26 protein-coding genes and 1 pseudogene are annotated in these 25,085 nt (G+C 43.6%); 13 read left to right on the top strand and 14 right to left on the bottom strand.

Annotated features, from left to right (window positions below):
* The first annotated feature begins 52 nt into the window (after window positions 1-52).
* Window positions 53-1,423, top strand: coding sequence for an FAD-dependent oxidoreductase (locus AC27FN_RS04820; RefSeq protein ID WP_487166881.1), 1,371 nt, complete (start codon window positions 53-55; stop codon window positions 1,421-1,423).
* Window positions 1,424-1,507: 84 nt separating this feature from the next.
* Here AC27FN_RS04820 and AC27FN_RS04815 read toward each other — a convergent pair whose 3' ends face one another.
* The 4 genes from AC27FN_RS04815 to AC27FN_RS04800 all read right to left on the bottom strand — a co-directional run bounded on the left by AC27FN_RS04815 (window position 1,508) and on the right by AC27FN_RS04800 (window position 4,404).
* Window positions 1,508-1,828 carry a DMT family transporter gene (locus AC27FN_RS04815; RefSeq protein WP_487166880.1) on the bottom strand — a complete coding sequence of 107 codons (321 nt, stop codon included), beginning with the start codon at window positions 1,826-1,828 and terminating at the stop codon, window positions 1,508-1,510.
* Between the two features lie 170 nt (window positions 1,829-1,998).
* Complete coding sequence (greA, locus tag AC27FN_RS04810; protein ID WP_487167055.1) at window positions 1,999-2,448, bottom strand: transcription elongation factor GreA; 450 nt, start codon at window positions 2,446-2,448, stop codon at window positions 1,999-2,001.
* A 116-nt stretch (window positions 2,449-2,564) separates the two neighbouring features.
* The gene (locus AC27FN_RS04805) at window positions 2,565-3,308 is read right to left on the bottom strand and encodes a glycosyltransferase family 2 protein (protein ID WP_487166879.1); all 744 of its coding nucleotides are present in this window, start codon (window positions 3,306-3,308) and stop codon (window positions 2,565-2,567) included.
* A gap of 247 nt (window positions 3,309-3,555) precedes the next feature.
* Window positions 3,556-4,404: an alpha/beta hydrolase gene (locus AC27FN_RS04800; RefSeq protein ID WP_487166878.1), complete on the bottom strand. Its 849-nt coding sequence runs from the start codon at window positions 4,402-4,404 to the stop codon at window positions 3,556-3,558.
* Window positions 4,405-4,552: 148 nt separating this feature from the next.
* Here AC27FN_RS04800 and AC27FN_RS04795 point away from each other — a divergent pair, with 148 nt between their 5' ends.
* Window positions 4,553-5,677 (top strand): acyltransferase, encoded by a 1,125-nt coding sequence (locus tag AC27FN_RS04795; RefSeq protein WP_487166877.1) that lies wholly within the window; start codon window positions 4,553-4,555, stop codon window positions 5,675-5,677.
* Window positions 5,678-5,729: 52 nt separating this feature from the next.
* Here AC27FN_RS04795 and AC27FN_RS04790 read toward each other — a convergent pair whose 3' ends face one another.
* Window positions 5,730-6,041, bottom strand: a complete 312-nt coding sequence (locus AC27FN_RS04790; RefSeq protein WP_487166876.1) for a MazG-like family protein — start codon at window positions 6,039-6,041, stop codon at window positions 5,730-5,732.
* 94 nt (window positions 6,042-6,135) lie between these two features.
* Between AC27FN_RS04790 and AC27FN_RS04785 the strand changes: the two genes are divergently transcribed.
* Together AC27FN_RS04785 and AC27FN_RS04780 are read left to right on the top strand one after the other, a co-directional pair.
* Complete coding sequence (locus tag AC27FN_RS04785; RefSeq protein ID WP_487166875.1) at window positions 6,136-7,023, top strand: GIY-YIG nuclease family protein; 888 nt, start codon at window positions 6,136-6,138, stop codon at window positions 7,021-7,023.
* Complete coding sequence (locus AC27FN_RS04780; RefSeq protein ID WP_487166874.1) at window positions 7,016-7,891, top strand: DNA/RNA helicase domain-containing protein; 876 nt, start codon at window positions 7,016-7,018, stop codon at window positions 7,889-7,891. Before AC27FN_RS04785 ends, AC27FN_RS04780 begins: the two co-directional genes overlap by 8 nt.
* Before the next feature lie 264 nt (window positions 7,892-8,155).
* Here AC27FN_RS04780 and AC27FN_RS04775 read toward each other — a convergent pair whose 3' ends face one another.
* On the bottom strand, window positions 8,156-8,302 hold the full coding sequence (locus AC27FN_RS04775; RefSeq protein WP_487166873.1) for an AraC family transcriptional regulator: 147 nt from the start codon (window positions 8,300-8,302) through the stop codon (window positions 8,156-8,158).
* 48 nt (window positions 8,303-8,350) lie between these two features.
* Here AC27FN_RS04775 and AC27FN_RS04770 point away from each other — a divergent pair.
* Window positions 8,351-8,443, top strand: a pseudogene (locus AC27FN_RS04770) (oxidoreductase); the annotation flags it as partial.
* A gap of 127 nt (window positions 8,444-8,570) precedes the next feature.
* Window positions 8,571-9,278, top strand: a complete 708-nt coding sequence (locus AC27FN_RS04765) for an N-acetylmannosamine-6-phosphate 2-epimerase (RefSeq protein ID WP_487166872.1) — start codon at window positions 8,571-8,573, stop codon at window positions 9,276-9,278.
* A gap of 48 nt (window positions 9,279-9,326) precedes the next feature.
* On the opposite strand, the gene AC27FN_RS04760 is transcribed toward AC27FN_RS04765, so the two are convergent.
* From AC27FN_RS04760 to AC27FN_RS04745, 4 genes are all read right to left on the bottom strand, one after another.
* Complete coding sequence (locus AC27FN_RS04760; RefSeq protein WP_487166871.1) at window positions 9,327-10,112, bottom strand: CPBP family intramembrane glutamic endopeptidase; 786 nt, start codon at window positions 10,110-10,112, stop codon at window positions 9,327-9,329.
* Window positions 10,113-10,393: 281 nt separating this feature from the next.
* The gene (locus AC27FN_RS04755) at window positions 10,394-10,876 is read right to left on the bottom strand and encodes a DUF1440 domain-containing protein (RefSeq protein ID WP_487167054.1); all 483 of its coding nucleotides are present in this window, start codon (window positions 10,874-10,876) and stop codon (window positions 10,394-10,396) included.
* 279 nt (window positions 10,877-11,155) lie between these two features.
* The gene (locus AC27FN_RS04750) at window positions 11,156-11,770 is read right to left on the bottom strand and encodes a cation diffusion facilitator family transporter (protein WP_487166870.1); all 615 of its coding nucleotides are present in this window, start codon (window positions 11,768-11,770) and stop codon (window positions 11,156-11,158) included.
* Window positions 11,760-12,092 carry an ArsR/SmtB family transcription factor gene (locus AC27FN_RS04745; protein ID WP_487166869.1) on the bottom strand — a complete coding sequence of 111 codons (333 nt, stop codon included), beginning with the start codon at window positions 12,090-12,092 and terminating at the stop codon, window positions 11,760-11,762. Before AC27FN_RS04745 ends, AC27FN_RS04750 begins: the two co-directional genes overlap by 11 nt.
* A 155-nt stretch (window positions 12,093-12,247) precedes the next feature.
* Between AC27FN_RS04745 and rihA the strand changes: the two genes are divergently transcribed.
* Window positions 12,248-13,180: a pyrimidine-specific ribonucleoside hydrolase RihA gene (gene rihA / locus AC27FN_RS04740; RefSeq protein WP_487166868.1), complete on the top strand. Its 933-nt coding sequence runs from the start codon at window positions 12,248-12,250 to the stop codon at window positions 13,178-13,180.
* 67 nt (window positions 13,181-13,247) lie between these two features.
* On the opposite strand, the gene AC27FN_RS04735 is transcribed toward rihA, so the two are convergent.
* From AC27FN_RS04735 to AC27FN_RS04725, 3 genes are all read right to left on the bottom strand, one after another.
* Window positions 13,248-14,021 (bottom strand): (S)-acetoin forming diacetyl reductase, encoded by a 774-nt coding sequence (locus AC27FN_RS04735; RefSeq protein WP_487166867.1) that lies wholly within the window; start codon window positions 14,019-14,021, stop codon window positions 13,248-13,250.
* Window positions 14,022-14,188: 167 nt separating this feature from the next.
* A complete protein-coding gene (locus tag AC27FN_RS04730; RefSeq protein WP_487166866.1) occupies window positions 14,189-14,878 on the bottom strand; it encodes an ABC transporter ATP-binding protein in 690 nt (229 codons plus the stop codon).
* Window positions 14,879-14,887: 9 nt separating this feature from the next.
* Entirely contained in the window at window positions 14,888-15,955 is a 1,068-nt protein-coding gene (locus tag AC27FN_RS04725) for an ABC transporter permease (protein WP_487166865.1), read from the bottom strand.
* 268 nt (window positions 15,956-16,223) lie between these two features.
* Here AC27FN_RS04725 and AC27FN_RS04720 point away from each other — a divergent pair, with 268 nt between their 5' ends.
* From AC27FN_RS04720 to AC27FN_RS04705, 4 genes are all read left to right on the top strand, one after another.
* Window positions 16,224-17,210, top strand: a complete 987-nt coding sequence (locus AC27FN_RS04720) for an aldo/keto reductase (RefSeq protein ID WP_487167053.1) — start codon at window positions 16,224-16,226, stop codon at window positions 17,208-17,210.
* A gap of 180 nt (window positions 17,211-17,390) precedes the next feature.
* Entirely contained in the window at window positions 17,391-18,848 is a 1,458-nt protein-coding gene (locus tag AC27FN_RS04715) for an NCS2 family permease (protein WP_487166864.1), read from the top strand.
* 493 nt (window positions 18,849-19,341) lie between these two features.
* Complete coding sequence (locus AC27FN_RS04710; protein ID WP_487166863.1) at window positions 19,342-19,851, top strand: helix-turn-helix domain-containing protein; 510 nt, start codon at window positions 19,342-19,344, stop codon at window positions 19,849-19,851.
* Window positions 19,852-19,853: 2 nt separating this feature from the next.
* Window positions 19,854-20,033 carry a PspC domain-containing protein gene (locus tag AC27FN_RS04705; RefSeq protein WP_487166862.1) on the top strand — a complete coding sequence of 60 codons (180 nt, stop codon included), beginning with the start codon at window positions 19,854-19,856 and terminating at the stop codon, window positions 20,031-20,033.
* Window positions 20,034-20,282: 249 nt separating this feature from the next.
* Here AC27FN_RS04705 and AC27FN_RS04700 read toward each other — a convergent pair whose 3' ends face one another.
* The gene (locus AC27FN_RS04700; protein WP_487166861.1) at window positions 20,283-21,236 is read right to left on the bottom strand and encodes an AraC family transcriptional regulator; all 954 of its coding nucleotides are present in this window, start codon (window positions 21,234-21,236) and stop codon (window positions 20,283-20,285) included.
* Between the two features lie 256 nt (window positions 21,237-21,492).
* On the opposite strand from AC27FN_RS04700, the gene AC27FN_RS04695 reads away from it, so the two are divergent.
* Together AC27FN_RS04695 and AC27FN_RS04690 are read left to right on the top strand one after the other, a co-directional pair.
* The gene (locus tag AC27FN_RS04695) at window positions 21,493-22,902 is read left to right on the top strand and encodes an MFS transporter (protein WP_487166860.1); all 1,410 of its coding nucleotides are present in this window, start codon (window positions 21,493-21,495) and stop codon (window positions 22,900-22,902) included.
* A 35-nt stretch (window positions 22,903-22,937) separates the two neighbouring features.
* The gene (locus AC27FN_RS04690; protein WP_487166859.1) at window positions 22,938-24,896 is read left to right on the top strand and encodes a glycoside hydrolase family 127 protein; all 1,959 of its coding nucleotides are present in this window, start codon (window positions 22,938-22,940) and stop codon (window positions 24,894-24,896) included.
* Window positions 24,897-25,085: the final 189 nt, after the last annotated feature.

Here is a 25,085-nt window from a genome sequence, read left to right as displayed (position 1 = left end):
AGTAATTAGAATAATTCTAAACTGACAAAAAATAGACGGAGGCTGAAAGAAAATGGAAAAGACCAAGGTTGTTATTGTAGGGGCATCTCATGGTGGTCATGAATCAGCAATTGAGATTTTAGACAAGTATGAGAATGTTGATGTAACAATTTTTGAAGCCGGTGACTTTGTTTCATTCATGTCCTGTGGCATGCAATTATTCTTAGAGGATCAAGTCACTGCACAAGATGATGTGCGTAATTTCCGGCCAGAAGCTATCACCGAAAAAGGTGGGCATGTGCTGAATAATCATGAAGTGACAGCCATTAACGCGGACAAAAAAGAAGTTAGTGTGAAGGATGTCATTAGTGGGGAAACAACACAAGTGGCTTATGATAAATTGATTTTGAGTTCTGGGGTGACACCAACCACGTTGCCTGTCCCAGGACACGAGTTAAAGAATGTTTACTTAATGCGTGGTTACGACTGGGCTTCAAAGATCAAAGCAGCCTTGACTAATGACCAGATTCAAAACGTTGCGGTTATTGGGGCTGGTTATATTGGGATCGAAGCGGCGGAAGTCTTTGCTAAGGCGGGCAAACATGTCACGTTACTCGACATGATTGATCGCCCACTGGGTAACTACCTTAACCAAGAATTGACGGATTTGATCGCGCCAGAATTGACTGGTCACGGGATTGAATTAGCCATGGGTGCAGCTATTCAGAAGTTTGAAGGAACGGATACCGTGACTGGCGTTACAACCAAATCAACGACATATCCGGCAGACTTAGTTATTTGTGCAGCAGGTGTCCGTCCAAATACCGGCTGGCTGCAAGACACAGTGAACTTAACCGACCGCGGTTTCATTGACGTGGATGAATACTTACAAACCAACTTGCCAGACGTGTATGCCATCGGGGATGCGATTTTACCGTTATCGATTCCGGCGGGACAAAAGATGCCAATTGCCTTGGCAACGACGGCACGACGTGAAGCCCAATACGTTGTCGACCACTTATTTGAAACAACGCCAGCAGTGCCATTTAAGGGGGTCGTCGGCGCTTCAGCGTTGAGTGTCTTTGATTACCATTTCGCGGCTGCCGGTTTGAACACGTTTACCGCTGACAAGGCAAAGATCAGCGTATCGACAAGCTATTATCAAGATTCGTTGCGGCCAAACTACGTCCCAGAACGGGCAGGCAACACGGATGTTTACGTCAGTTTGACGTTTGATCCATTGACTCACCAACTGTTAGGCGGCGCTGTGCTGTCTAAATACGACATTACCGCACAAGGCAATGTGATTGCATTAGCCGTTGCCCACAAGTTGACGGTTGAAGATCTGGCAACAGCCGATTTCTTCTTCCAACCTGGATTTGACCGGCAGTGGAGTGTCCTAAACTTAGCTGCCCAACATGCATTAGGCCGCGCACGTTTCTAAGGCATGCAAATTAAATTCAAATAAAAAATACGGTTCCATCCCTGCAGTCAAGGTTTGCAGATAGATGGAACCGTATTTTAATGATTAATGAGATGTCGTTAGCTTGATGCCAATTAGCCCTACCACGAGTAAGCCGATAAACAACCAAGTGAGGGGCGAAAATTTATCTTGAAAGATTAAGGCCCCGACGATGATTGACCCAACGGCGCCAATACCGGTCCAAATCGGATAAGCAACACTTAAAGGGAGATCCTTTAGGGATAACGATAGCATCACAAAACTAAAGATCATGCCGACTACGGTAGTGCCAGTCCAAAAAATCTGAGTAAAACCAGCACTTAATTTCATGGCCGACGCCCAGACAACTTCAAATAAACCGGCGAAAACGAGATAAATCCATGACATACATATACCTCCAAAAAAATAGACAACCGTCAACATTTCTTCTCAGACCTAACGAAATGTTGATGTTGTCTTCATTGACAAATTCCCGGTGGAATCATTTACTTTGTTAACTACAGCATAACATGACAGCCGTGGAGAGAAAAGTTTTGAGTGATGAAAAAAGTCAGACCTTAAAGTTTCAGTTCAGTGATCGTCACCCGGTAGTTGCCATTGGGTGCCGCGACCGTTTGGGTGGCGCCAACCGGTTGGTTTAAAACGGCCCGGCCAAGTGGTGAGTCAAACGAAACTTTGCCCTCATCTAAGTTAGCCTCAAATTTACCAACTAGTTCATAAGTCGCCGTATCGGTGGGATCAGCATCAAACATCACGGTAAAGGTGCGGCCTAATTCAACGTGGTCAGTGGTTTGTGGTGTGGTGACTTCAGCGTACTGTTGCAATTTATTGAGATAATGAAGGCGACTTTCTAACCAACGTAGATCACGTTTAGCGGCACTGTATTCAGCATTTTCTGAGCGGTCGCCTAGTGCAGCCGCTTCTGCCAAACGTTTGATCCGGCGGGGCCGATCGGCAGTTAACGCATCAATGTCAGCTTGTATTTGGCGATAACTTGCCGGTGTCATTGCGTTTTCGTTTAATTCCAAAAGCCGCACCTCCTAGGTTTACTAGCGCCATTCTAGCGTAAAGGCGGTGTCGCGTAAACGCCAAAATCAGGGTGCGACAAAGTGACGACTCATTACTAGGCAAGATGGTTGCGTAGATCGTCAATGCGTTGGTCGATCTCCCATTCGCGGGATCGCATTTGGCGCGTCGCCGAGTGAATGGTACTGCCTGGCCGGCTGACCTTGTCGTAAAGAATCGCCGGATTAAAGAGGAACTTGTGGGTGGCGCCTGCTTCGTATTCAGCGGTAAATAACAAGTCTTCTGCTAACGCTAAACTGGTGTCAAAGCGCAATTTCAGCTGATTAATTACGCTCATGCGAAAGGCTTTGTTCCACGTGTAACCACCAATTTGAGTGCCGTGTTCAGTTGCCTCAGCCAACATGTCTGCCTGTGAAATCTCATGCCAACCTGAAAGTTGTCGCACGGCACCGCGCGCCCAGCCACCCCAGCTTGAGCCAACGGTGACTAAATCGACATTCGGATCAGCCAGACCTTCTGCAAACGTGGCCAAGTATGCCGGCTCACACTTGTCATCGCCATCGACAAAGACAATAATCGCGCCGTTAGCGTGTTCGATGCCGTAGTTACGCGCAACAGAAACGCCACTGTGCTTGGAAAGGTGAGTCACTGTGAAGTTTGTTTCCTGCTGTGCCCACCGATCAGCGACAGTCGCTGATTCATCAGTAGAGTGATCATCGACAAGGAGTACCTCATAATTCTGATAAGTTTGATCCCGTAAGCTGGTTAGACACGGTGCCAAAAAGTGACCGAGATTGTAAATGGTGACGACAACAGTCATGAGTGGTGTTGAATCTGCCATGTTGCGTGCCTCCTAGATGTTGTTTACCGCTAGGATACAAGGGTTTGACGAAAAAAGGGGGAAAAGGGACTCGAATATCGAAGCAAATGAAGACGATGACGAAAGCGGATTTTTTGGTAAAAGAGTTGATCGCGAGAAATAATGTGGATAACAAATAACTGAGCGCTTCGCCAACTAGCAACAAGGCCGTCTTCTACGATCATTAGAAGGCGGCCTTGTCAGTAATGCTTATAGCACAGGTTAGTTGTTACTTGCCCCACAAAAAGTTGATCACTAGTCGATTAACTTGCCCGTTATTGTGTAATTTACTGTGTTGGGCATCTTTGCCCTTAATCATGTGTTCTTGGTAACTGATTGGCCGATTTCCAAGTAGGTATTTGAGTGAACGCGATGAAACATTGCTGACTCGGCCATCGGAATTACTACCATCTTCCAAGTTGCCATAAATGTTTAGCACACGAACTTGGCGGCTGGGATAGTTATTGATGTGCGCCAATAGATAGCGATAGTTTTGATCCATTGTTTTGGGTTGCCCGTTCGCTAGTAAACGATTTTGATTTGGCTTGTCGCCACGGCCAAGAATGCCGTCAAAGTGACCAGCCAAATCCACTTGTTTATTTAATTGTGGTAATTTTTTGTTTTGACCGTTGGCGGTTTCATAGTACATGATGGCCATGTTGCCCATCGAATGAGCAACGACATTGAATTGCTTAATGTGATAACGCGATTGCAGTGTCGTCAAAATGTTTTTCAGCCATTGGCCATCGGTCTTAAAGTCCGGGTTACGGTTATCTTCAAAGATAACTTGGACTAATGGATTCACTTTGCCTGAGCGCCAGTGACCACTGAGTTTGACATGACCAGCTTTTGTCACGCGAGCAGTCAACACTTTGGTGGCAGCGCCGGCTTTTTCAGCAGCGGCAATCTGATGATTAGAGGCTGACGCACCGCCACCGTAACCATGTAAGTATAAGGTCGGTATATTACTGTACGTATAATTGTTTGTCGCTTGATGGGCGGTGAAGGTTGTCCACGAGATGACTGCCGTAATAACAGCGAGCATCGCGATCAGACCGCCCCAAAATTGCTTTCGCATAGAAGTTCCCCCCCGACAAATTAAACTATTTGCCGTTATTGTAGGCACCTGCTGAGAAAGAAGCCAAGCAAGAACACTTTTGAATGCCAGTTATCAGATTTTGTTAGACATGGTACAGTGAAGGCATTGATGACTGGGAGGTGAGTGAATGACCGATCAAAGGATTCAGCTTGATCCGAATCGAACGGATTTAGGCGATTTTTTGAAAGTCGCTGCCTGTAGTGCCGTGATGTTGCAAACGGTTTTAGGTTTGGCGAGCAAATTAGCGCTACCCTGGGCCATGCAACGTAGCTTGATTGCTGTGTACGATGCCGTTAAATTCACGGCGCCGGCGTTTATTTTTGGCATCCTATTTACAACGTTGCGGACGACGCCCTTGATGAGTCGTCACGAGTACGGCCATTATTTGCAAAAGCAATGGCACGCATTGATGATGCCCACGATTTTGTGGACCGCAGTGTACTTAACCTTTATGCCAGGCCAGCAACAGCACACGCCTTATCACAGTATTGCGACCTTCAACTGGCAGTTTATCAACGGAAACGCTGCACCGCATCTGTGGTACAACACGATGATGTTGCAATTTATTATACTAATGCCGCTTTGTTTTGCACTTGCACGTTGGTTAAATGGTCATCCACAGCGGGAAATTGGCGTTCTAATCATGGTTGCAAGCGGATTTAGTTGGTGGTTGGCCGTTTATGACCTCAGTATCTTTAATGGCTTGCACCAACATCAATGGTATTTGGCCGATCGATTATTCATCAGCTACTTACCCTATGCGATTTTAGGCATATCAATGTGGTTGTTTTACGATTCCATGATGCACTGGCTTCGGCGTTGGTGGTGGGGACTATTGATTGTCGCAATTATGGCGTGGCTACGGGCCAATACAGAGCTGCGTAGCTTCGGCGTTCCAGTAAAACTGGCAAATGCGCCCTATCTGAAACCGTCAATAACGATCTACGCGCTATGTCTGATTGGACTCATTTGTGTGTTAGCCGATTGGTGCCTTCGCCAGCAAGTGCGCTGGCTAGGAATCATTCACTTCCTCGCGATTTATGCCTATCGCGCCTTTTTAGGCAATGTCTTTTGGCTGGTTCTGCTATGGCAAATCGAGCGCTGGCTTGGTTGGCAGGATTGGATCTGGTTTCGGATCGGTGTGACCGCTGTTGTTGGCTGGTGCCTGGCGTTCGGGTTTGCGGTGGAAGCGCATCGGGTGGTGGAATTGTTGCAACAACAAAATGATCAAAGAATGGATCGAGATAGTTGAATGTTCTAATACTATGGGTATAAACATTTTGGATGCTCACGCATATAAGATTTTAGATATCCCACGTTCGCTGATGGTTAATAGACAGTTTTTCCATAACAAGTTCATTTGGTGTTTTATCTAATTGGTAACAAATGTAGTAAAGATACGTAAGGACGTCAGCCACTTCAAGCTGATAGTCCTTTTTTTCTTCATCAGATAGATTGGATTCAGTGGTCCATTGAAAGTGTTCCAACATTTCTGAAGTTTCTATAGAAACTGATTTAGTTAAGTTTTCTAATGTATGATACTTTTCCCACGCTTTCTCATTTCTGAATTTGAGCAATTCATTTATCGTTTGTAGATATTTTGGATCATTTTCCATGAAAGTTCTCCTTTACGTTGCTAAAGCTTGATTGCATAAGTTAAGCTGTTATTAGGTTTCTTGTACATTATTATAGATGGGCTAAGTGAAATGAATGACAGTAAAAAAAGAAATTCCACGAGTGATTCAAATTGATTATGATCTGGACAGTATCGATGCTTTAAAAGCAGAATTTGGTAGTCAAGACGATGCACATATTATCCTTGATTATCCGACCGTTTACATTGTTTACGATGAAAATGATACAAATACCTATAGTGTTTACGTTGGGGAAACAAATGATATCAGAAGACGTAGTATAGAACATTTGTTGGAAGACCCTCGGACGAGAGAAGACTGGAACACGTTAAAAAACTCTGAGCAATCAAAATTAATTATCATTGGTCATGATCATTTTAATAAATCGCTAACATTGGATCTAGAAAATCAATTAATGTTGTACATGTCTGGCGTAGGCAGTGTTAAACAACTCAATAATAGACGTGATAATCCACAACGTTATTATTATACTTCGAAAGAAAAAGATCAGATATTTTCGGCCATTTGGAAAAGACTATCGAAAAAGAATCAGAAGCTTTTTCCACCAGAAGAAATCATTAAGAACTCTGCACTATTTAAAGCATCACCTTTCCACGACTTAACCGAGAACCAAGAGGATGCAAAGCAGAAGATTTTGCAAAGGGTTTGGGAAAGTCTTATCAAGGGAAAACCTGATCAATTGATTTTAGTGGAGGGAGAGGCCGGTTCGGGTAAAACAGTATTACTCAGTACTGTTTTTTATTTAATTACGCAATTTTCTAAGGAGTCGATCGGAAGTAGTAGAGAAATCACAGCGGCGTTACTTGTGAATCATGATGAGCAGCTTAAGGTCTATCAAGATATTGCTCGAAAGTTAGGCATTGACGCCACTAGTATCAGTAAGCCAACGCGCTTCATTAATACGCATAGCTCTGACGATCAAGTTGGATGTGGTCTTGGTTGATGAAGCGCATTTACTATGGACACAAGGTAAACAAAGTTACCGTGGACAGAACCAATTGGAGGATATTCGGCGATGCGCAAAAGTTACGATAGCTGTATTTGACCCCCACCAAATTCTCAAAACAGAGGAGTACGTTGAGAAAGAGCAACTTGAATCAATGGAAACATTGGCTAGAGTTCAAGGAAATCAAATCGTTTTAAATAATCAATTGCGAATGAATGCAAGTGAAGCAACGATCAGTTGGCTTAGAAATTTAACTGAGGATCGGATAGTGGGTAAAATCCCTAAGGACAACGCATATGACCTCCAAATTTTTGAGAATCCGGCAGACTTGTATACCGCAATTAAAGCAAAAAATGATAATTCTGATGATGGGTTGTCACGAATGTTAGCCACTTTTGATTGGGACTATGTTAGCAAAGGTCATCCGGATGATGGTGATTATTGGATGGTTGAAGTGAAATCCGACAACAAAATAGGCGAGCTACGATTGCCATGGAACTTACAATTACCAATTGATAAGTCTCAAAAAGGACAGAGAAAAAATTTAGCTTGGGCAGAACAAAATCAAACAATAAATGAAATTGGTTCCACCTATACAATTCAGGGATTTGATCTGAACTATGCTGGCTTAATTATCGGGCCATCCGTAAAATTTCGTAATAACCGAATTGTTTTTGATCCAGCATTGAGTAAAAACAAAAATGCTATTAGAAATCGGACACTAGCTTCCGGAAGAAAATCCAAAATATATGATGAGTTATTGCCAAATGAATTAAATGTATTACTGACACGTGGGGTAAAAGGACTGTATATTTACGCAGTTGACGATCAATTAAGAAATGCACTTTTGAATGCACAAAAGTAAAAGTGAGTTGTAATTACAAACCCAATATGTGGTTTGTAATTACAACTCACTTTCTTAATCCATCGAATACCTTCCCGCCTGTTTCACCGCGGGTTCATTCTGCTGGTTAAATGATTGAACGAGGGTGATGTTTTGTTCATGTTCAGCACGGCTGTTTTTGCGATAGGTTAAGGGTGCTTGGCCGACGAGTCTGATGAAGAGCTTGGTGAGGTAGTTAGGATCAAGCCCGACTTTGATGCCGATCGTGTTGACGGAGAGGTCGGTTTACTCTAAGTAGTTTTGGGCGTATTTGATGCGGATACGTTGTAGCAGATTCGCCGGGGTTAGGTCGGTGTGTTGTTTACAAATGCGAATTAAATAATTTTTGCTGTAGTTGAAGTGTTTGGCTAAACTTTTTAAAGTTATTGGCATTGGTGGTGATTAATTTCAATTCATTATTGGACGCTGAGTACGATGTGGGACTTAGCCAATGCGGTTCTTTATGCCATTGACCAACCAGAAAATGTCGGGATCGACGAAATTCTCTTGCGGCCAACCGTTCAAGAAAACTAATCATTGTGCGACAAAGTGTTCCCTGCGATAAGCTTAGGGAACGCTTTTTTGCTCAGGGTAACTTGTGAACGGACGATGTTCACGCTATGCTTAATGTAAGCGATTACTTAAACTGAGGAGTGACGACATGCAAACAGATTTTTTAGAGCTGATCAAAGGTAAATTGATTATCTCCTGTCAGGCACTAGCAGACGAGCCGTTGCACAGTTCATTTATCATGAGTCGGATGGCAAAGGCGGCGGCGATGGCTGGTGCCAGTGCGATTCGTGCCAATTCGATTGTCGATTTGCAGGCTATTCAAGATGTCGTTAAATTGCCATTGATCGGTCTGGATAAAGTCGATTATCCAGATTCGTCAGTTTATATCACGCCGACGCTTAAGGAAATGCGGGCGGTAGCGGCCACCGGTGTCGCAGCCGTTGCTTGTCAGGTGACGGGGCAGTCGCGGCCGCATGGCGAACATTTAGCCGACATTGTGGCTGCCATGCGCGATGAATACCCTAACACGCTGTTAATGGCCGATACTGCTACTATCAATGATGTCGTGACTGCTAATCAACTTGGCTTTGATCTCATCGGCACGACGATGCACGGTTATACGCCGGCTACCGCGGGACAAAATATTGCTGATGACGATTTCGCTTATCTGAAGGCTGTGCTAAAGTCTGCCCAGGCACCAGTAATTGCAGAAGGGAAAATTGATACGCCGGCAAAAGTGACTAAAGTATTGGAACTGGGATGTTATAGTGTGGTCGTGGGGTCGATTATCACCCGGCCACAGTTGATTGCGGCGCCGTTTGTGGAAGCGACGAAAGCCGTAAAAGGGGAACGATGAAAAAGTCTTTAAAGTGGCGCAGTTGCGCTACTTTAAAGACTTTTTTGCCTAAAAATTTCCGGAATAATCATACAAAAAGTGGCTGGCGGTAAAGGCCCATAGGTTGCGTGTTCGTAGCCATAAGCAGCCGTCAACGATGGTAGGTAAGCCGACTTCAAAGACGGCTTCCGGCAGGTTGTAACCATAGGAACTATAATGCCAGGCACCAAATAGTAAGGCGGTCATGAGAAATGCTAACCAGTAGCGTAAGGTAGGACGATTGATCCACCACAAGGCTACAAATAAAATCGTGAATAGACTCAGCCTGAAGACATCTTCACTAGGCAGCTCGTACCAGTTGTTGATCATATAGGTAACGAAGCGTTGCCACGCATTGCCATGAACGGTGATTAAACTTTCAGCGGAGTCCGCGACATTTTTAATCTTCGCGGCGGCTCCCAGTTGGCTGGCCCAATTGTCCAAGACACCACCCAAATAGGTAATGATAATGATAGCCAAGAATGATTCGACAAGCCCGGTCCGCCGAGGCGGTGCAACTTGTTGACGCCGACTCAACCAACGACTTAATTGCCAGAAAAAGAAGAACGCCACTCCCGCAACATAATAGCTATACCAACCACCGAGAACGATGATGCTGTTTAACCAAACAGGGAGGGCTTTAGGGAGCAAATGGACATGCTGTAAATCTGGCAATAGTTCACTCAGCACGCCACAGGTTGCGGTTAAAATAATCAAGAACCATGCCAACCAAGTCGATTTTCCTAGCCGAAAGACTAGAGTAATCTCTGCCTGGTCATCTGGTTCAAGAACGAAATAACGTTGTAAACGTGGCATGAAACCAACTCCTAATCGTCGTTAACCAATCGAGCTAACGAATCAAGTAATGTCTAATTCTGACAAGTAACGGTTAGAAGTGCAAGGCGATGGTTCCGAAGAGCGTCAATAAATATAGTTGTTACCTTGGGCAACTTTCAGGTGTCCAGATTTAGTTAAGTAAGATGCGTAACATTAAGCGAATTGCTTCGAGGATGCCAGTTACCATGGCGAGGGTTGCTAATCCACCGACCACATACCAGCAAGCGTGGTAAAAAGTTTGTTTTGTCATGAAAATGTCCTCACTGTTTGTGATTTAGGGATTGGTAGAGGTGGCTGATAAAGACATCGTTGGTCCACATCCACACGGCGTGACCAAGAGCTTCAGATACATGTTCCTCTAGTGGCTGATCCTTTGCGGCCGGGATGGTATGCATTTTTGGCAATAAGTACAGATGATAAGCCGCCCATACACCTAAACCAAAGACAACGCCGTGACCAGCCTTTACTTTTGGCAGCCGTTGTCCGGCTAGCGCGTATGCAACGGCAAAAGTTGTCGAGAAGCCAAAATGCATGAGGAAACCGGCGATTGGCATTTGCTGTTTTGAGTAAGTGTAACTGGCGTTTAAAAGGCGTGGCGGTAAGTGCAATTGTTCTAACAGATGTTGTGGCGGATTGGGATTGTCCCGTGCGGGTGTGCGCGGGGGCAGTAGTGCCTCCCAGCCAATCTTGACCATGCCAGAGATGATGCCAGCGATTAAACCAGCTTCAACGGCGGCGGACATGTTAGTTTTGTGTTTGTCGGATTGTCTATTTGGTTTATATTTAGCTTTATATTTTGCCGTAATGATCACGCTCCTCACATTTAAGCTAGCCTCATTATAGGCTGTGATGAAGTAAAGTGCGAGCACAATGGTAGTCCGATTGAGGCTGCCAAAATGAATGGTTGGAGAAAAAACCGTGATCATTAATTTGCGAATTGTAGTAATTTTTAAAAACGCTTGATCAGTCATATCGTCCCTTGACGCCAAGGGGGCATTATGACATCGATTTAACTGGTGAAATTAATCTTCACCATGAAAGGCTTCCCAGCCTTCGCTGGCAATGAAGTAAACCAGGACGAGTGCTCCAATTGAATCGGCCCACCACCAACCTAATAACGCTGTCGCAATTGCGCCGATCAGAACAGTGGCGGCCATGTAGGCGCAGGTGATATTGCACATCCCATCTTCAATTAAGGCTGGTGAATTAATTTTCTGGCCCAAAGATCGTTTGCGCATGGTCAAAATCGGCATCAGTAGAACTGAAGCGATTGCAATGGCCATCCCTGAAAAGCTTGATTCTGGGGCTTGGTGAGTGAAGAGATTATAACCAGCGGTCAAGGTGACATAAACGGCTAACAGTAATAGAATACCGCCGACAATGCGACCGGAGCGCCGTTCAGCTTGTTCAATTCGTTCTTCGCTAGCACCAGCTTGTTCTTGACGAAGTCGCCAAACGAGAGTGATGCCGGCGATGATTTCTAGGAAGCTGTCCAAACCAAAAGCGACCAATAAGATAGAACCGGCCTTAATTCCGGCAGATAACCCGACTAAAAATTCAAATGCCATCCAAGCGACCGAAAAGTACTCGGTGTGCAAACCCTGAGTGATATAACGTGTTTTGACATTAGTGTCCATGCTTTTCTCCCCTAATGACATGATCAACGTGTTCCAGTGCCTCATTTAAGACATCTAAAATATGTGGATCATCCAAACGATAAACATTTGTCTTGCCTTGTCTAGTTGCACTAATGAGCTGATGCTCGCGCAGCTTAGCCAGCTGATGTGAGGTGGCCGACTGTTCTAAGCCGAGTTGATCACTGATTTGTGACACAGTTAAATCTTGTTGTTCCAGTAAATACAGTAGTTGCATGCGCGTGGGGTTGCTAAGTAACTGAAATAATGTGTGAGCTTCATTGAGGTGTCGTTCTTCAATAAAGCGAGGTGACGATGAGGTCATCAGATGATCATCCTTTCATATGACGCGGTTATCATATAACCGTTTATGTTATTTTGCAAGCCGGACTCGGAGAGCTATTGTAAGCGGTTGCTAACGCGTTGGTCTTTGATACACTATTGTTAAGTGCTGCGACATTAAACATAAAGGAGTTCCTTATGAAGAAAATTATTCTTGATTGTGATCCTGGGCATGATGATGCCTTGGCGATGATGTTAGCGGTCGCTTCACCGGAGATTGATTTGGCGGCGGTGACGACTTCGGCTGGCAATCAAACGCCTGAAAAGACATTGAATAACGCCATGCGGATGTTGACCCTTTTGCAACGGCAAGATATCCCAGTCGCCAGTGGTAATAAAACACCACTGGTGCAACCATTGGCGACTGCCGGCAATGTTCATGGTAAAACAGGGTTAGATGGGGCGGACTTACCGGATCCGGACTTCAAGCCCCAAGCTATGACGGCAATCGAATTAATGGCGAAGACGATCCGAGAAGCAACTGAGAAGGTAACTTTAGTTGTGACTGGGCCGATGACCAATGCCGCATTATTTTTGCGGGTGTATCCAGAATTAGCCGAACGGATTGAACGAATTGTCTTTATGGGCGGTGCGATGGGATTGGGTAATTGGACCCCCTCGGTGGAATTTAATATTTATGTTGACCCAGAAGCCGCTAAGATTGTGATGAACGCAGGGATTCCATTAACAATGGCACCATTGAATGTCACCCACCAGGCTCAAATTATGAAAGATGAAATTGCGTCAATCGGTACAATTAATAACCCGGTGGCGCAAGCTTTCAACGGTCTCCTAAACTTTTTTGAAATTTACCATGAGAACCCAAAATGGGGCTTTTCTGGTGCACCGCTACATGATCCGTGCACGATCGCTTGGTTGATCGATCCCACGATGTTTGAAAGTGATTTAATGAATGTCGATGTAGAAACAACCGGGGACTTGGTCAAAGGAGAAACAGTTTGCGATTACTATGAATTAACGGGCAAGCCGAAGAATACTGACGTTTTACTAAAAATTGATCGATCACGGTTTATCGCCTTAATTATGCAATCGTTAAAATCGTTCAACTGATTAAATGAACAACCAAAAGGCCACCGATATCAAAGTCGGTGGCCTTTTCAGATACAAGCTTTAAAGTTTAATGGAAGACCATGCCACCGTCGACCGTGATCGTCTGACCGGTGATGTAATCGGAGTCGGTTCCAGCCAAGAAACTAACCACGTTAGCAACGTCTTCTGCTTCAGACAAGCGATTTAATGTGATGTCCTTGGTGAAAGTTTGTAGGCCCCACTCGTCGTCTTTGCCGGCGTTTTGGCCAACTTCATGAGCAATGTCCATCATCATTGGTGTCCGTACAATTCCTGGTGCATATGCGTTAACGGTGATTTGGTCGGCGGCTAATTCCTTAGCTGTCGTCTGAGTAATACCACGAATGGCAAATTTAGTTGAGCCATATACAGTTAAATTCGGATTGCCAACTTCGCCAGCTTGAGAGGTGGCGTTGATGATTTTTCCACCATGGCCTAACCGTTTCATGGCGGCGTGAGCAGCTTGTGTGCCCCAAACGACACCACCAGTGTTAATCATCGTAACTTCGGCTAACTGTTCAGGCGTCACATCATCAATTGGGGTGGTTGGTGCCACACCAGCATTATTGACGATAACGTTTAAATCGCCTAACTGAGCGACTGTGTCATCGACAGCTTTGAAAACCTGATCACGGTCCGCCACATCCGCCACGAGTGCGATGGCTTTACCGCCGTGATTTGTAATTGTAGCAGCGACATCATCTAATTTAGTCTTAGTCCGACCGATGAGCGCAACGGCAAAGCCATCACGAGACAAACGATCAGCAATGGCAGCACCAATTCCTTGGCCAGCACCGGTAACAAAAGCGACTTTTTGCGTCATGTGTAAAAACCTCTGTTTCTTGTGAAATTATGAACTAAAAGTTAGTATACCGAACTCTCGTAGTAAAAACTAGTCCTAATTTCATGGGCCTATTGTCCCCCAAGAATTCCTCGTAGGCAATAAAAAACCAAGCCGTTCAGTAATTTCAGGCTTGGTAGGGTGATTGGTTAAGCTTTAGTGACCGCTGTTTGGCGCGTCATCTGACCATCTTCAATCTTGTAGATTACATCACTTTTAGTAATTAGTCGTTCATCGTGAGTCACCATAATGATGGCTTTGTTGAGATCATGAGCTTCGCTAACTAAACGATCAACCACATCGAATGAACGTTGAGAGTCGAGGCTGGCGGTTGGTTCGTCGGCTAAAATGACGTCAGGATTATGGAACAATGCCTTGGCGATAGCAACTCGCTGGCGTTCACCACCGGACAATTCGTTTGGCAGCGCATTGTCCATATCACGTAGATCCAAGCGATCGAGTAATTGTCGCATTTCATCTGCTTGGAATTTTTGATGCGCGAGACGGTCGATGAGTTTAAATTGTTCGCTGACGGTTAGGAACGGAATTAAGTTGGAGCTTTGCAAGATAAAGCCGACGTGATCAAAGCGATATTGAAGACGTTGCTTCTCCGTCTGTTGGGCGATATCAACGCCATTGAGTAGGACCTGCCCACTTGTTGGTTGTTGTAAACCAGCTGCAATTGTGAGAAAGGTACTCTTTCCTGAACCTGAAGGCCCGATGACCGAGACAAATTGTCCAGGTTCGATTTGAAAGTTGACGTTGGTCAGCGCGTTAACGGCCACGTGACCGCTACCGAATTGTTTGGTGACTTTAACAAGTTCCATTACGTTTGCCATGTGAACCTCCTATTTAATCGCGATGACTGGGTTAATGTGAGCAATGGAGCGCCATGAGAGCAAGGAACCGAGAATCGAAGCGACGACTAGTGAAACACCGTAGAGACCTAATTGACCATAATTTAAGGCAAAGGGCATCCCACTTGGGGCCACGTTACCCATTACAATCGTAACGGCCAGCCCGATGATGACACTAATGAGACTCATCACAGTCGCCTGCGTCACAACGCTGGCAAGGATATGCTTAGTGCCGATCCCTTCGACCTTCATCACGCCGAAGAGAGATTGTTTTTGTAGCGTTAAGACGTACATGAAGATCCCGATAATCGCTAATGACATTGCGAATAAGAAGTAAATCATCGTATTTAACGTTGTCTGTTCAGCACTGTAACCAGGTAGGTTTTGAATAAACGTGTTGATTGGTAATCGTTGTAAGTTGTGATCGGTTGAGGTCAGCTTGCTGTTTTTTGAAACCAACGCGTTGATCGGCAGTGGCTTAGTGACAGGTACGCCACCGACAGATTTGATATGAGCCAACGTACTGATGTCGGTATATAACGTTGGTGCAATGCTGTAAGTGCTTTGGCCGTAACTACCGACGACTTTCAATAGCTGGGTGTTAGAGCCTAAGCGAATTTGATCCCCAATCTTTACGCCCTGGTCTTTCAGATTCTTGGAAATAATGACTTGGTTTTTGCCATTAACGGCGTGACCGTGGGTAACCTTTGGCATGACGAAAGCATCGCGGTTGGTCGCTAGCGCGGATACGTTGATCTTGGTCGACTTGCCGTCCTTTTGTAAAGCTGTGTTGGTCAAACTAACCGGCACGATCTTACTCCCCTTAACGTCATTCTTGGCTGCAGTCGTGAGTTGCGATGCCGAGATGTTCTTGTTGGCGTCTTTATTGAGATAGACATATTTTGCCTGCCACTGGTCGATTGCGAGGCGATTTCCTTGCGAAAGCCCGTTGGCCAATCCCGCCAAGACAAAAACAACTAAGGCGATTAGTACCATAACACCGGTGAGTAGACTGAAACGGAGTCGTTCGCGGCGCATTTCTTTTAATCCTAAGTACATTTTATTCGCTCCTTAAGTTTATTTATCGGGTGATAAATGAATGACTTTATTATAACCAATGCCGATAAAAATGCAACAATTAAATTTATCCGAAATGAAAATAAGGCAAGCCCAGTGGATATGAACTTAGCTTTAACGATGAACGCCTGTCGGCAAATTGAAAGTCTGGGGCAGAGGGGCAGGCCAGTTCTATTCAATAATTAAACAATCGCTCAAATGAGGTGCACAAAAGCCGTATACTAAAAGAAATGAGAAACGAGGGATGGGTATGTATTTGGCAAATGAACAACGTTATCAAACCATGCTTTATCGGCGTGCCGGTCGTAGTGGACTAAAATTGTCTGTATTAGGATTGGGACTGTGGCATAACTTTGGCAGTGTTGATGTGTTCGACACACAAAAAAATATCGTACGAACAGCTTTTGACGCAGGTATTACCTATTTTGACCTCGCCAATAACTATGGGCCAGAGCCGGGGAGCGCGGAAACCAATTTTGGAAAATTATTGGCCACGGATTTGCGACCATATCGCGATGAAATCGTGATCGCAACCAAGGCAGGTCATCGGATGTGGCCAGGGCCTTATGGTGATGGTGGTTCAATGAAAAATATTTTGGCGAGTGCTGACCAAAGTTTACGGCGGTTGCAAACAGATTATGTGGACATTTTTTATTCGCATCGTCCTGATCCGGACACGCCGGTTGAAGAAACTGCGTATGCCTTAGACAAGTTAGTGCGACAAGGCAAGGCATTGTATATTGGGATCTCAAAGTATAATCCGCAACAAACGGCGGCAATTGAAGCTGTCTTTGCAGATTTACATACGCCTTATATTGTTCATCAGGATCGATACAATTTATTTGATCGGCACGTGGAGGATGGTCTGCTGCAACAATTGCGTCAAGATCATACCGGACTAGTGACGTTTAGTTCTTTGGCACAGGGGTTACTAACGGGTCGTTACTTGCAAGGAATCCCGACCGATTCACGTGCGCATCGGTCGGATAGTCCATTTTTGCATGAAGACCAGGTCGAATTAGCGCTGGCTAAGATTCGGCAGCTTAATGAAGTGGCACAATCACGCGGACAAAGCTTGGCGGAGATGGCTTTGGCATGGTTGATTCGACAGCCAGACGTCAGCAGCGTACTCATCGGTGCTAGTCGACCTAGCCAATTGCTGGATAACTTAAAAGCACTGGATCGACTCGATTTCACACCGGCTGAATTAGCGAAGATCGATGAAATTACCGCATAATAACAAAAATAGGCCTGAAAATCCGAGAAATGTTCGGTATTTTTAGGCCTATTTTTGTTTTTTTGTTCGTATTTAAAGAAAAACATGGTGATTTTTTGGCTATCGTGATACACTTTCTTTGTTGTAAGAGAACTATATTGAAACGATGATATTTATTGTTCGTATATGGAGGGGAAGATTGTGACCGACTTTTTTAAACTGAAGCAAAATGGCACCACCGTAGGAACCGAAATCGGGGCAGGCATTACAACATTTTTTGCCATGTCTTACATTCTTTTTGTTAACCCACAGATTTTGGGCCAGACTGGGATGCCTGTTCAAGCCGTTTTTCTAGCCACAATTATTGCCTCAGTTGCTGGTACATTAGTCGTCGGTTTGTTCGCTAATGTTCCTTATGCGTTAGCACCGGGGATGGGTCTTAACGCCTTTTTTACTTACACCGTTGTGATGGGACTGGGATTCAGTTGGCAACAAGCGTTGGCACTGGTGTTCTTCTGTGGCGTCATCAACATCCTGATCACCGTGACTAAAGTGAGAAAGATGCTGATTTCAGCGATTCCCCTCAATTTACAGTTGGCAATCAGCGGTGGTATTGGTGCGTTTATTGCTTATGTCGGGTTGAAAAACGCGAATTTCCTGCAATTTACCAGCGATGCCGGTAATATACTGTCTGTTAATGGCACGACGTTTTCAGCGACTCAACACCATTTTGGCCACGGCATTGAAACTGTGGTCACCGGTGGCGGCATTGTGCCGGCGCTGCAGGCATTCAGTTCACCGAGCGTTTTATTGGCTTTGATTGGTTTAATCATTACTGTCCTGCTCAAAGTCAGAAAGATTCCCGGCGCTTTGTTAATGGGTATTTTACTTACAACCGTGATTGGGATCCCAATGGGTGTAACGAATATTCACCCATCCAGTAATTTCTCTTTTGCAGCATCATGGCATTCACTCGGCACGACGTTTTTAGCAGCCTTTTCAGATAAAGGGATGGGATCGTTATTTGCGAGTCAAAATCGAATTATGCTGGTGTTAATGACGATTTTATCATTTAGCTTGTCGGATATTTTTGACTCTTTAGGCACCTTTATTGGGACTGGCCGCCAAACAGGCATTTTCGCTGGTAAAGAGGAGCTGGCATTAGAAGCTCAGCCAGGATTTAAGTCGAAGCTCGATAAAGCGTTATTTGCAGATTCGATTGCGACCGGTGTGGGTTCGATTTTTGGAACTTCTAACTTAACGACTTACGTGGAGAGCTCAGCAGGGATTAGCGCTGGAGGTCGAACTGGTTTAACGAGCGTCGTAGTGTCGGTACTGTTCCTCCTTAGTTCACTTGCTTCACCACTGCTATCGATCATTCCCAGCGCCGCCATCGCGCCATCGTTAATTCTGGTCGGAATTATGATGATGAGTTCGTTCAATCAAATTCCATGGAATGATTTGGCCGAAGCCATTCCTGCGTTTATGACCGCATTTATCATGGCCTTCGCCTATAACATTACTTATGGCATTGCAGCAGGTTTCATCTTCTTTTGCCTAATTAAGACTGTTTTGGGTAAACCGCGAGAAGTTCATCCGCTGATTTGGATCGTTTCATTACTGTTTGTCGTGAACTTTGTTGTCTTGGCTGTGGTGTAATCGTTGCTTTAAGGACAGGCTAGTTTGTAAAACGTAAACCTTGGCGTAGTCAGGATTAGCTGTCTATCATTTCAAATGATCCAATCGTAGTGAATTTGTGCTTGCTTCGAGTGTGCGAACGGCTGGCTCAATTAAAATGGCATCATCTTCTAGTTTTTGGAAGATGGTGCCATTTTAATTTGACCAGATTAGCTTGGTCAGAAGAGTGGTCGTGCCCATTTTACGAACTGATCCAGTTAATATGCTAAAGCACTGAACTATGGGCTGATAACTGATTTTATTAGTGAAAGTCGGTAAATACAGCGGGATGGCGGGTTGATTTCGTGTCAGTGTCGGGTTAATGACGTAGCTTTTATCTTCAGGGTTTCTTATGCTAGAAGTATAAATCAGAGCAAAGCAAGCTGAGTGATTTCAAGCAGTAACGAAATTGCCACAGTTGGCTGATTTTGGTGTTCGATGGTGGTGTGGACTAACAAAGATGAGGAGCATAATAATGAAAAACAAAACATTAATTGCGGCTTTACGGAAGCAGAAAGGTTGGACCCAAGAAATTTTAGCCGAAAAATGTAATCTAAGTGTCAGAACGATTCAACGTTTAGAGTCAGGTGAAGATGGGAATATTTCCACTCTAAATGTTATTGCTCAGGCATTGGACGTCAAAATTGGCGATTTATTTGATTCAATTGCAAATCACGATAAGGAACAAGAAATTACCAATTATGATGAATTACAGCAGAATCAGGTGACTCAACGTAGAAGCGCGCATAAGCTATACGTTATTGCAAAAATTATTTTTGGTCTGACAATGATTTGCTTGACATCGTTCATTCAAACCGGCTTGCTGTGGATTTTTTGGCTATTTATGTGGCCGATTGGGTTCATTATCTTTAGCGTTGTTAACACGATTTGGCTACAACCGAAGTTAGATACGAAATATCCGTTAACGAAGGGTATTGATCTTAAAGCTTATAAAGAGGCTCATCAATCAGTAGAAGGAGACTAATCATGAAGTTGCGAAGATCGAGGACTAATCGAATTGTGGCAGGAATTCTTGGTGGAATAGCAGATCGGTATCATTGGAATGCTAATGTTCTACGGGTGCTGTGGGTACTACTGACTTTAACGCCATTCCCGGGATTGATTGTCTATTTAGTGATATGGGCCGTTATTCCGAGTGATAATTGACGTAATTAAGGGTATCGGTTTGCTTCTTTCTGACAACAAATAAGTTTCATCAAAGTCGTTTTAGGTAACTCACGCGAGATTTATCCGCTGATTTGGATTGTCTCACTACTGTTCATCGTGAACTTCGTGGCGTTGGCAGTGGTATAAAGGAAGTTAGCGGGTCTAAAAGTATAATAATGTTGTGTTTATATCTCCTCTAACTGAATAAGCCCTCTTCATGCATTTTGGACATGGAGAGAGTTTATTTGTTTAAATTCGTTCGTTTTCATTTCCGTTCTCCGCGACTGGATCAATCGAATCGGAAAGTTGTTTAGGCAAAGGGATCTGTGGGTCAACATGTGGGTTATTTAAGTGAATCGTATTGTAAGTGTTGCGATATTGAGTTGGTGAGACGCCAGTTTGACTTTTAAACCGATGCATAAAAATTTTAGGATCAGTAAAATAGGCATTTTCAGCAATTTCCTTGATGGACATCTCAGTTCGTGTTAATAAAAGCATCGCGACATCGATTTTTAATTGGTTCAGGTATTGCAAGGTGGTGATGCCCTCGTACTTTTTGAATAGTCGAGTGAGATAATCTACATTCAAATGAGCTTGATCAGCTATTTTGGCGACGGTTAATGAACTGGACATATTTGCCCGGATCCACTCCTTTAAAGAATTAATCCGATTACTTTCACCAAATGGATGTAGCTGCGATAAATAGCTTTGTGAAATTTGAATTAATAGCGCCGATACTAAGAAGCCACGCGTATCAACAGAAGGTGGTCTAACGGTCACTGACAGAATTTGGTGAAGCAAAACAGCGATTGGTTCATAATCATCAAGCTTAAAAAATGTAGGTAAAAGGACGGTTTTATCAGGCGTACTTTTCGAAGTAAATGCTTTAATTGTCTGATCTTCATCGGCTTCAAAGGAATTGAAGGTGCTTTGAACAAAAAAGTGGAGCCAATAAAAGTCGATATTTTGACTAGGCGAGGTGCCTTTGAAATGAGTATCAGGCGGAATCAACAACACGTCATGTGGCTCAATGGTTATAGCATCCGATTCAATAGTTAGATGTAGTTGTCCGGACAAACCAACGATCAATTCAAAGTCACCTTGATGAAACATCGGCTTATGTGACCAAGTCTGGTTGCATACGAACTCACCACCTTTGTAGTACAGCAATGGCTTATCAATGTTAAATGAAAAAAATTTCATCTTAAATTCCCCTAGATTAACGGCCAAAGAACGTCGTGATTCATAGTCGGAAATAGTCACCATTTATCATGATTTACATACTTAACAGGGAATTATCCAAAAATAAAGTCGGAAATAATCCCCTTTTTGCTAATTATAGCCCTTATGAAATACCTTGGAAACAATTATTATGAAAGCGCATTCAAAGTTTGGCAACGGTCAAAGGAATGAATACGGTTTTGCAAAAGTTGATTTCGATAATGGAGGTAGGCTCGAAATGAGTTCAAACATAAATCATGGTGATCAAGGTATATTGCCAACACAAGCAATCGTGAAAAAGGACAAATTACCATTTCATAGAAAACTAACTTATGGATTTACAGATATGGCAGGAAATTTGTTATACACCTTAATTGGGTCATATATGCTTTATTTTTTTACCAATGTATTTGGCCTTAATGTTGGTACAGCTGGTGTTTTGCTCTTGTTGGGGCGCTTTATTGACGCATTAGGTGCTCCAATTATGGGTGTTCTTGTCGACCATACCCATAGTAAATATGGGAAAAATCGCCCGTGGTTTCTTTGGATGGCACTGCCGTTTACAATCTCAGTCTGGTTACTATTCACGACACCGGTACTCAACATGACGTGGAAAATCATCTATGCGGGAATTATGTATATTGCAGCCGAATTGTCTTATACCGCTTTATCAACACCCATTACTTCAGTATTACCGAACCTATCCGTTAGTTCTAGTGAAAGAACTTCAGCTAATTCAATTCGGATGGTTTTAGGGAATGTAGGTAACTTTTTCGCTGTTACTTTTGTGATGCCACTTGCTGCCGCCATTGGTCAGGGTGATGAACAACGAGGGTGGTCGATCGCGGTTGGGTTGTATGCCATCGTGGCATTCATCTTTTTGATGATTGCGTTTATGGATATGCGCGAAAAGAACCTTGGTGAAGAAAAGGTGATTACGATTCGCGAAAGTTTCCAAGCAACTAAAAGAAACTGGCCATGGGTTTTAATCGTAAGTGCTAATCTACTACTATGGACTGCTTACTCAGCAAGAAACGCGGCGTTACCTTACTATTTCCAATATAATTTGCATGATAAAGGTTTGATTTCGATTTTTAATGGATTTTCGATCATTCAAATTATCGGTATGGCTTCTGTCCCGTTACTTGTTAAATATTTTCACAAATGGGGAACAACGATTTTGATGTTGTTCTTAACGATGTTAGGACAAGTCTGGATTGGATTTGCTGGAAGTAACATTACCTCGGCCTTAATTGGTTGGTGTATTGCCTGTATTGGCTCAGGATCGGCGATGACCATGTTTTTCTCGATGGTTGGTGACACGGTCGATTTTGGTGAATGGCGAAATGGGATTCGTGCTAACGGATTTTTAACTGCCATGGGGGCCTCCTTTTGTATTCAAATGGGTGCCGGATTTGGTTCTTTTATCGCCGCTCACATTTTATCTGTTTTTGGTTTTACAGCTGCCAAGACCATTCAAACGGCGTCGAGTTTGCGGGCGATTAAACTGACATTTATTTGGGTACCAGTTCTGATTTATGCTCTAAGTGCACTTTGCATGGTGTTCTATCGTAAATGGGAACAACATGAGCCAATTGTTAGTCAGGATTTGGCTAAACGACACCTAGCCGATAATGAAAATATGTAATGATGAGAATTCAACTGCAGGAGGACTAATAGTTGATGAATGAAGCAAAGTTAACGCGAGTAACAATCACATCAGATTTCTGGAAGAGGTATCGTGAGTTAGTTGTGACAGAAGTTTTACCTTATCAATGGCAAGTTATGAATGATGAAGCCAATGTTAAGATGCCAGAGGATCCGCAAAATAATCAAGGTGTCAATAAAAATAGTCATGCAGTTGAAAACCTTAAAATTGCTGCGGGAAGAACGCAAGGACATCATTACGGATTTCCATTTCAGGATACAGATGTTTACAAATGGTTGGAAGCAGCAGCATATTCTTTTTCTTACGCCCCTAATCCGGAATTAAAGACAATTACAGATCATCTCATTGACCTAATTGCCGACGCACAAGATAGCGACGGTTATCTCTCCACATACTTCCAAATTGAAGCACCGGAGCGAAAGTTCAAACGATTACAGCAATCTCATGAATTGTACACAATGGGACATTACATTGAGGCTGGTGTCGCCTACTACCGAACTACTGGGAGTCAGAAGGCGCTGACGATTGCAAAACGCATGGCCAACTGCATCGTGAAGAGGTTTGGGACTGGCGAAGAACAAATTGATGGGTATGATGGACATCCGGAAATCGAATTAGCACTTGCACGACTTTATGAAGTAACTCAAGATGAGGATTATCTTAATCAGGCGAACTACTTTCTTAAGGTACGTGGAACTGAGCCTGGCTTCTTTGAACAGCAAAATCAACAAGATGGATCGGAACGAGATATTATCTCAGGGATGCGCACGGTCGGCAAAGATTATTATTTAGATCGTCAACCAATTATCGAGCAAGAGTTCGCTAACGGACACGCAGTACGAGTGGTATATTTGTGTACCGGCATGGCTTATGTTGCTCGCTTGACTGGTGATCAAGAACTAACGGCTGCCTGTCATCGTTTTTGGCAAGATATTATTAAACGGCGAATGTATATCACCGGAAACATTGGTTCGACGACAACCGGCGAATCATTCACTTACGATTACGATTTGCCAAATGACACGATGTATGGTGAAACCTGTGCATCAGTGGGATTAACTTTTTTTGCACGACAAATGCTTTTAATGGATACAAATGGTGAATATGCGGATGTAATCGAAAAAGAGTTATTTAATGGTGCATTGTCGGGAATGGCTTTAGATGGTAAACACTTTTTTTATGTGAATCCACTAGAAGCAGATCCTAAGGCTTCAAGGCTTAATCCAGGGAAAGCACATGTGTTAACTCGTCGGGCAGATTGGTTTGGATGTGCTTGTTGTCCAGCGAACTTAGCCAGATTAATTACGTCACTCGATCAGTATATTTATACCGAAAAAGAGGATAAAATTTTAAGCGATCAATTTATATCAAATCAAGCCGAATTTGCTGATGGCATTCAGGTTAACCAAGTCAGCAATTTCCCGTGGAGTGGGCATATTCACTTCGAGATTAAAAATCCGCACAACTCAACCCGCAAGTTTGCCATAAGGCTACCAGAATGGTCGGCTAAAACCTATACACTTAAGCTTGATGGAACAACGTTGACACCAGAATTATCTAACGGATATTTGTATATACCGTTGAACAAAAAGCGCTTAATGGTTGATCTTGAACTTGATATGACAGTGAAGCTGATGCAGGCGAATACGAATGTAGCAGCGGATTTTGGTAAGGTGGCAGTTTTGCGCGGCCCAATCGTCTTTTGCGCAGAAGAGGTAGATAATCAAACTGAACTTTGGCGATATATGGTTTCAACCACGGCAGGAAGTCAGGCAAGTTTTAAATCAGATTTGCTGAATGGAGTGGAGGTCATCACACTTAATGCCAAGTTGCCAATTGAAGATCACGAAGCAGAACTTTATATCGAAGATACACAGCAACGACTCAAGGATGTTAAATTACATTTAGTTCCCTATTATGCTTGGGCAAATCGTCGAAATGGTGAAATGCGTGTCTGGATGAATAAAGCGTAATTTCGGTTATTACCAAATAAAAATAGTTCACTGGAAATTTTGATTAATAAATTTCTAGTGGGCTATTTTTACTCATCTGTGAGGATGGTTTAATTAAACTGACAAAAACATGCTTATTAATGTACGATTGATATGATGACGCAAATAAAAGTGGTTTTCGTGTTCTTATTGGTCCGGATAAATTGATCC

The organism is Furfurilactobacillus sp. W61-4 (assembly GCF_057545565.1).
This window is presented reverse-complemented; position numbering and strand designations above follow the sequence as displayed.

Bases quoted from the DNA above. Each gene is read 5' to 3' on its own strand.
- AC27FN_RS04820 (WP_487166881.1), top strand. From the start codon at position 53: ATGGAAAAGACCAAGGTTGTTATTGTAGGGGCATCTCATGGTGGTCAT.
- AC27FN_RS04815 (WP_487166880.1), bottom strand. From the start codon at position 1,828: ATGTCATGGATTTATCTCGTTTTCGCCGGTTTATTTGAAGTTGTCTGG.
- greA (WP_487167055.1), bottom strand. From the start codon at position 2,448: ATGACACCGGCAAGTTATCGCCAAATACAAGCTGACATTGATGCGTTA.
- AC27FN_RS04805 (WP_487166879.1), bottom strand. From the start codon at position 3,308: ATGGCAGATTCAACACCACTCATGACTGTTGTCGTCACCATTTACAAT.
- AC27FN_RS04800 (WP_487166878.1), bottom strand. From the start codon at position 4,404: ATGCGAAAGCAATTTTGGGGCGGTCTGATCGCGATGCTCGCTGTTATT.
- AC27FN_RS04795 (WP_487166877.1), top strand. From the start codon at position 4,553: ATGACCGATCAAAGGATTCAGCTTGATCCGAATCGAACGGATTTAGGC.
- AC27FN_RS04790 (WP_487166876.1), bottom strand. From the start codon at position 6,041: ATGGAAAATGATCCAAAATATCTACAAACGATAAATGAATTGCTCAAA.
- AC27FN_RS04785 (WP_487166875.1), top strand. From the start codon at position 6,136: ATGACAGTAAAAAAAGAAATTCCACGAGTGATTCAAATTGATTATGAT.
- AC27FN_RS04775 (WP_487166873.1), bottom strand. From the start codon at position 8,302: ATGCCAATAACTTTAAAAAGTTTAGCCAAACACTTCAACTACAGCAAA.
- AC27FN_RS04765 (WP_487166872.1), top strand. From the start codon at position 8,571: ATGCAAACAGATTTTTTAGAGCTGATCAAAGGTAAATTGATTATCTCC.
- AC27FN_RS04760 (WP_487166871.1), bottom strand. From the start codon at position 10,112: ATGCCACGTTTACAACGTTATTTCGTTCTTGAACCAGATGACCAGGCA.
- AC27FN_RS04755 (WP_487167054.1), bottom strand. From the start codon at position 10,876: ATGTCCGCCGCCGTTGAAGCTGGTTTAATCGCTGGCATCATCTCTGGC.
- AC27FN_RS04750 (WP_487166870.1), bottom strand. From the start codon at position 11,770: ATGGACACTAATGTCAAAACACGTTATATCACTCAGGGTTTGCACACC.
- AC27FN_RS04745 (WP_487166869.1), bottom strand. From the start codon at position 12,092: ATGACCTCATCGTCACCTCGCTTTATTGAAGAACGACACCTCAATGAA.
- rihA (WP_487166868.1), top strand. From the start codon at position 12,248: ATGAAGAAAATTATTCTTGATTGTGATCCTGGGCATGATGATGCCTTG.
- AC27FN_RS04735 (WP_487166867.1), bottom strand. From the start codon at position 14,021: ATGACGCAAAAAGTCGCTTTTGTTACCGGTGCTGGCCAAGGAATTGGT.
- AC27FN_RS04730 (WP_487166866.1), bottom strand. From the start codon at position 14,878: ATGGCAAACGTAATGGAACTTGTTAAAGTCACCAAACAATTCGGTAGC.
- AC27FN_RS04725 (WP_487166865.1), bottom strand. From the start codon at position 15,955: ATGTACTTAGGATTAAAAGAAATGCGCCGCGAACGACTCCGTTTCAGT.
- AC27FN_RS04720 (WP_487167053.1), top strand. From the start codon at position 16,224: ATGTATTTGGCAAATGAACAACGTTATCAAACCATGCTTTATCGGCGT.
- AC27FN_RS04710 (WP_487166863.1), top strand. From the start codon at position 19,342: ATGAAAAACAAAACATTAATTGCGGCTTTACGGAAGCAGAAAGGTTGG.
- AC27FN_RS04705 (WP_487166862.1), top strand. From the start codon at position 19,854: ATGAAGTTGCGAAGATCGAGGACTAATCGAATTGTGGCAGGAATTCTT.
- AC27FN_RS04700 (WP_487166861.1), bottom strand. From the start codon at position 21,236: ATGAAATTTTTTTCATTTAACATTGATAAGCCATTGCTGTACTACAAA.
- AC27FN_RS04695 (WP_487166860.1), top strand. From the start codon at position 21,493: ATGAGTTCAAACATAAATCATGGTGATCAAGGTATATTGCCAACACAA.
- AC27FN_RS04690 (WP_487166859.1), top strand. From the start codon at position 22,938: ATGAATGAAGCAAAGTTAACGCGAGTAACAATCACATCAGATTTCTGG.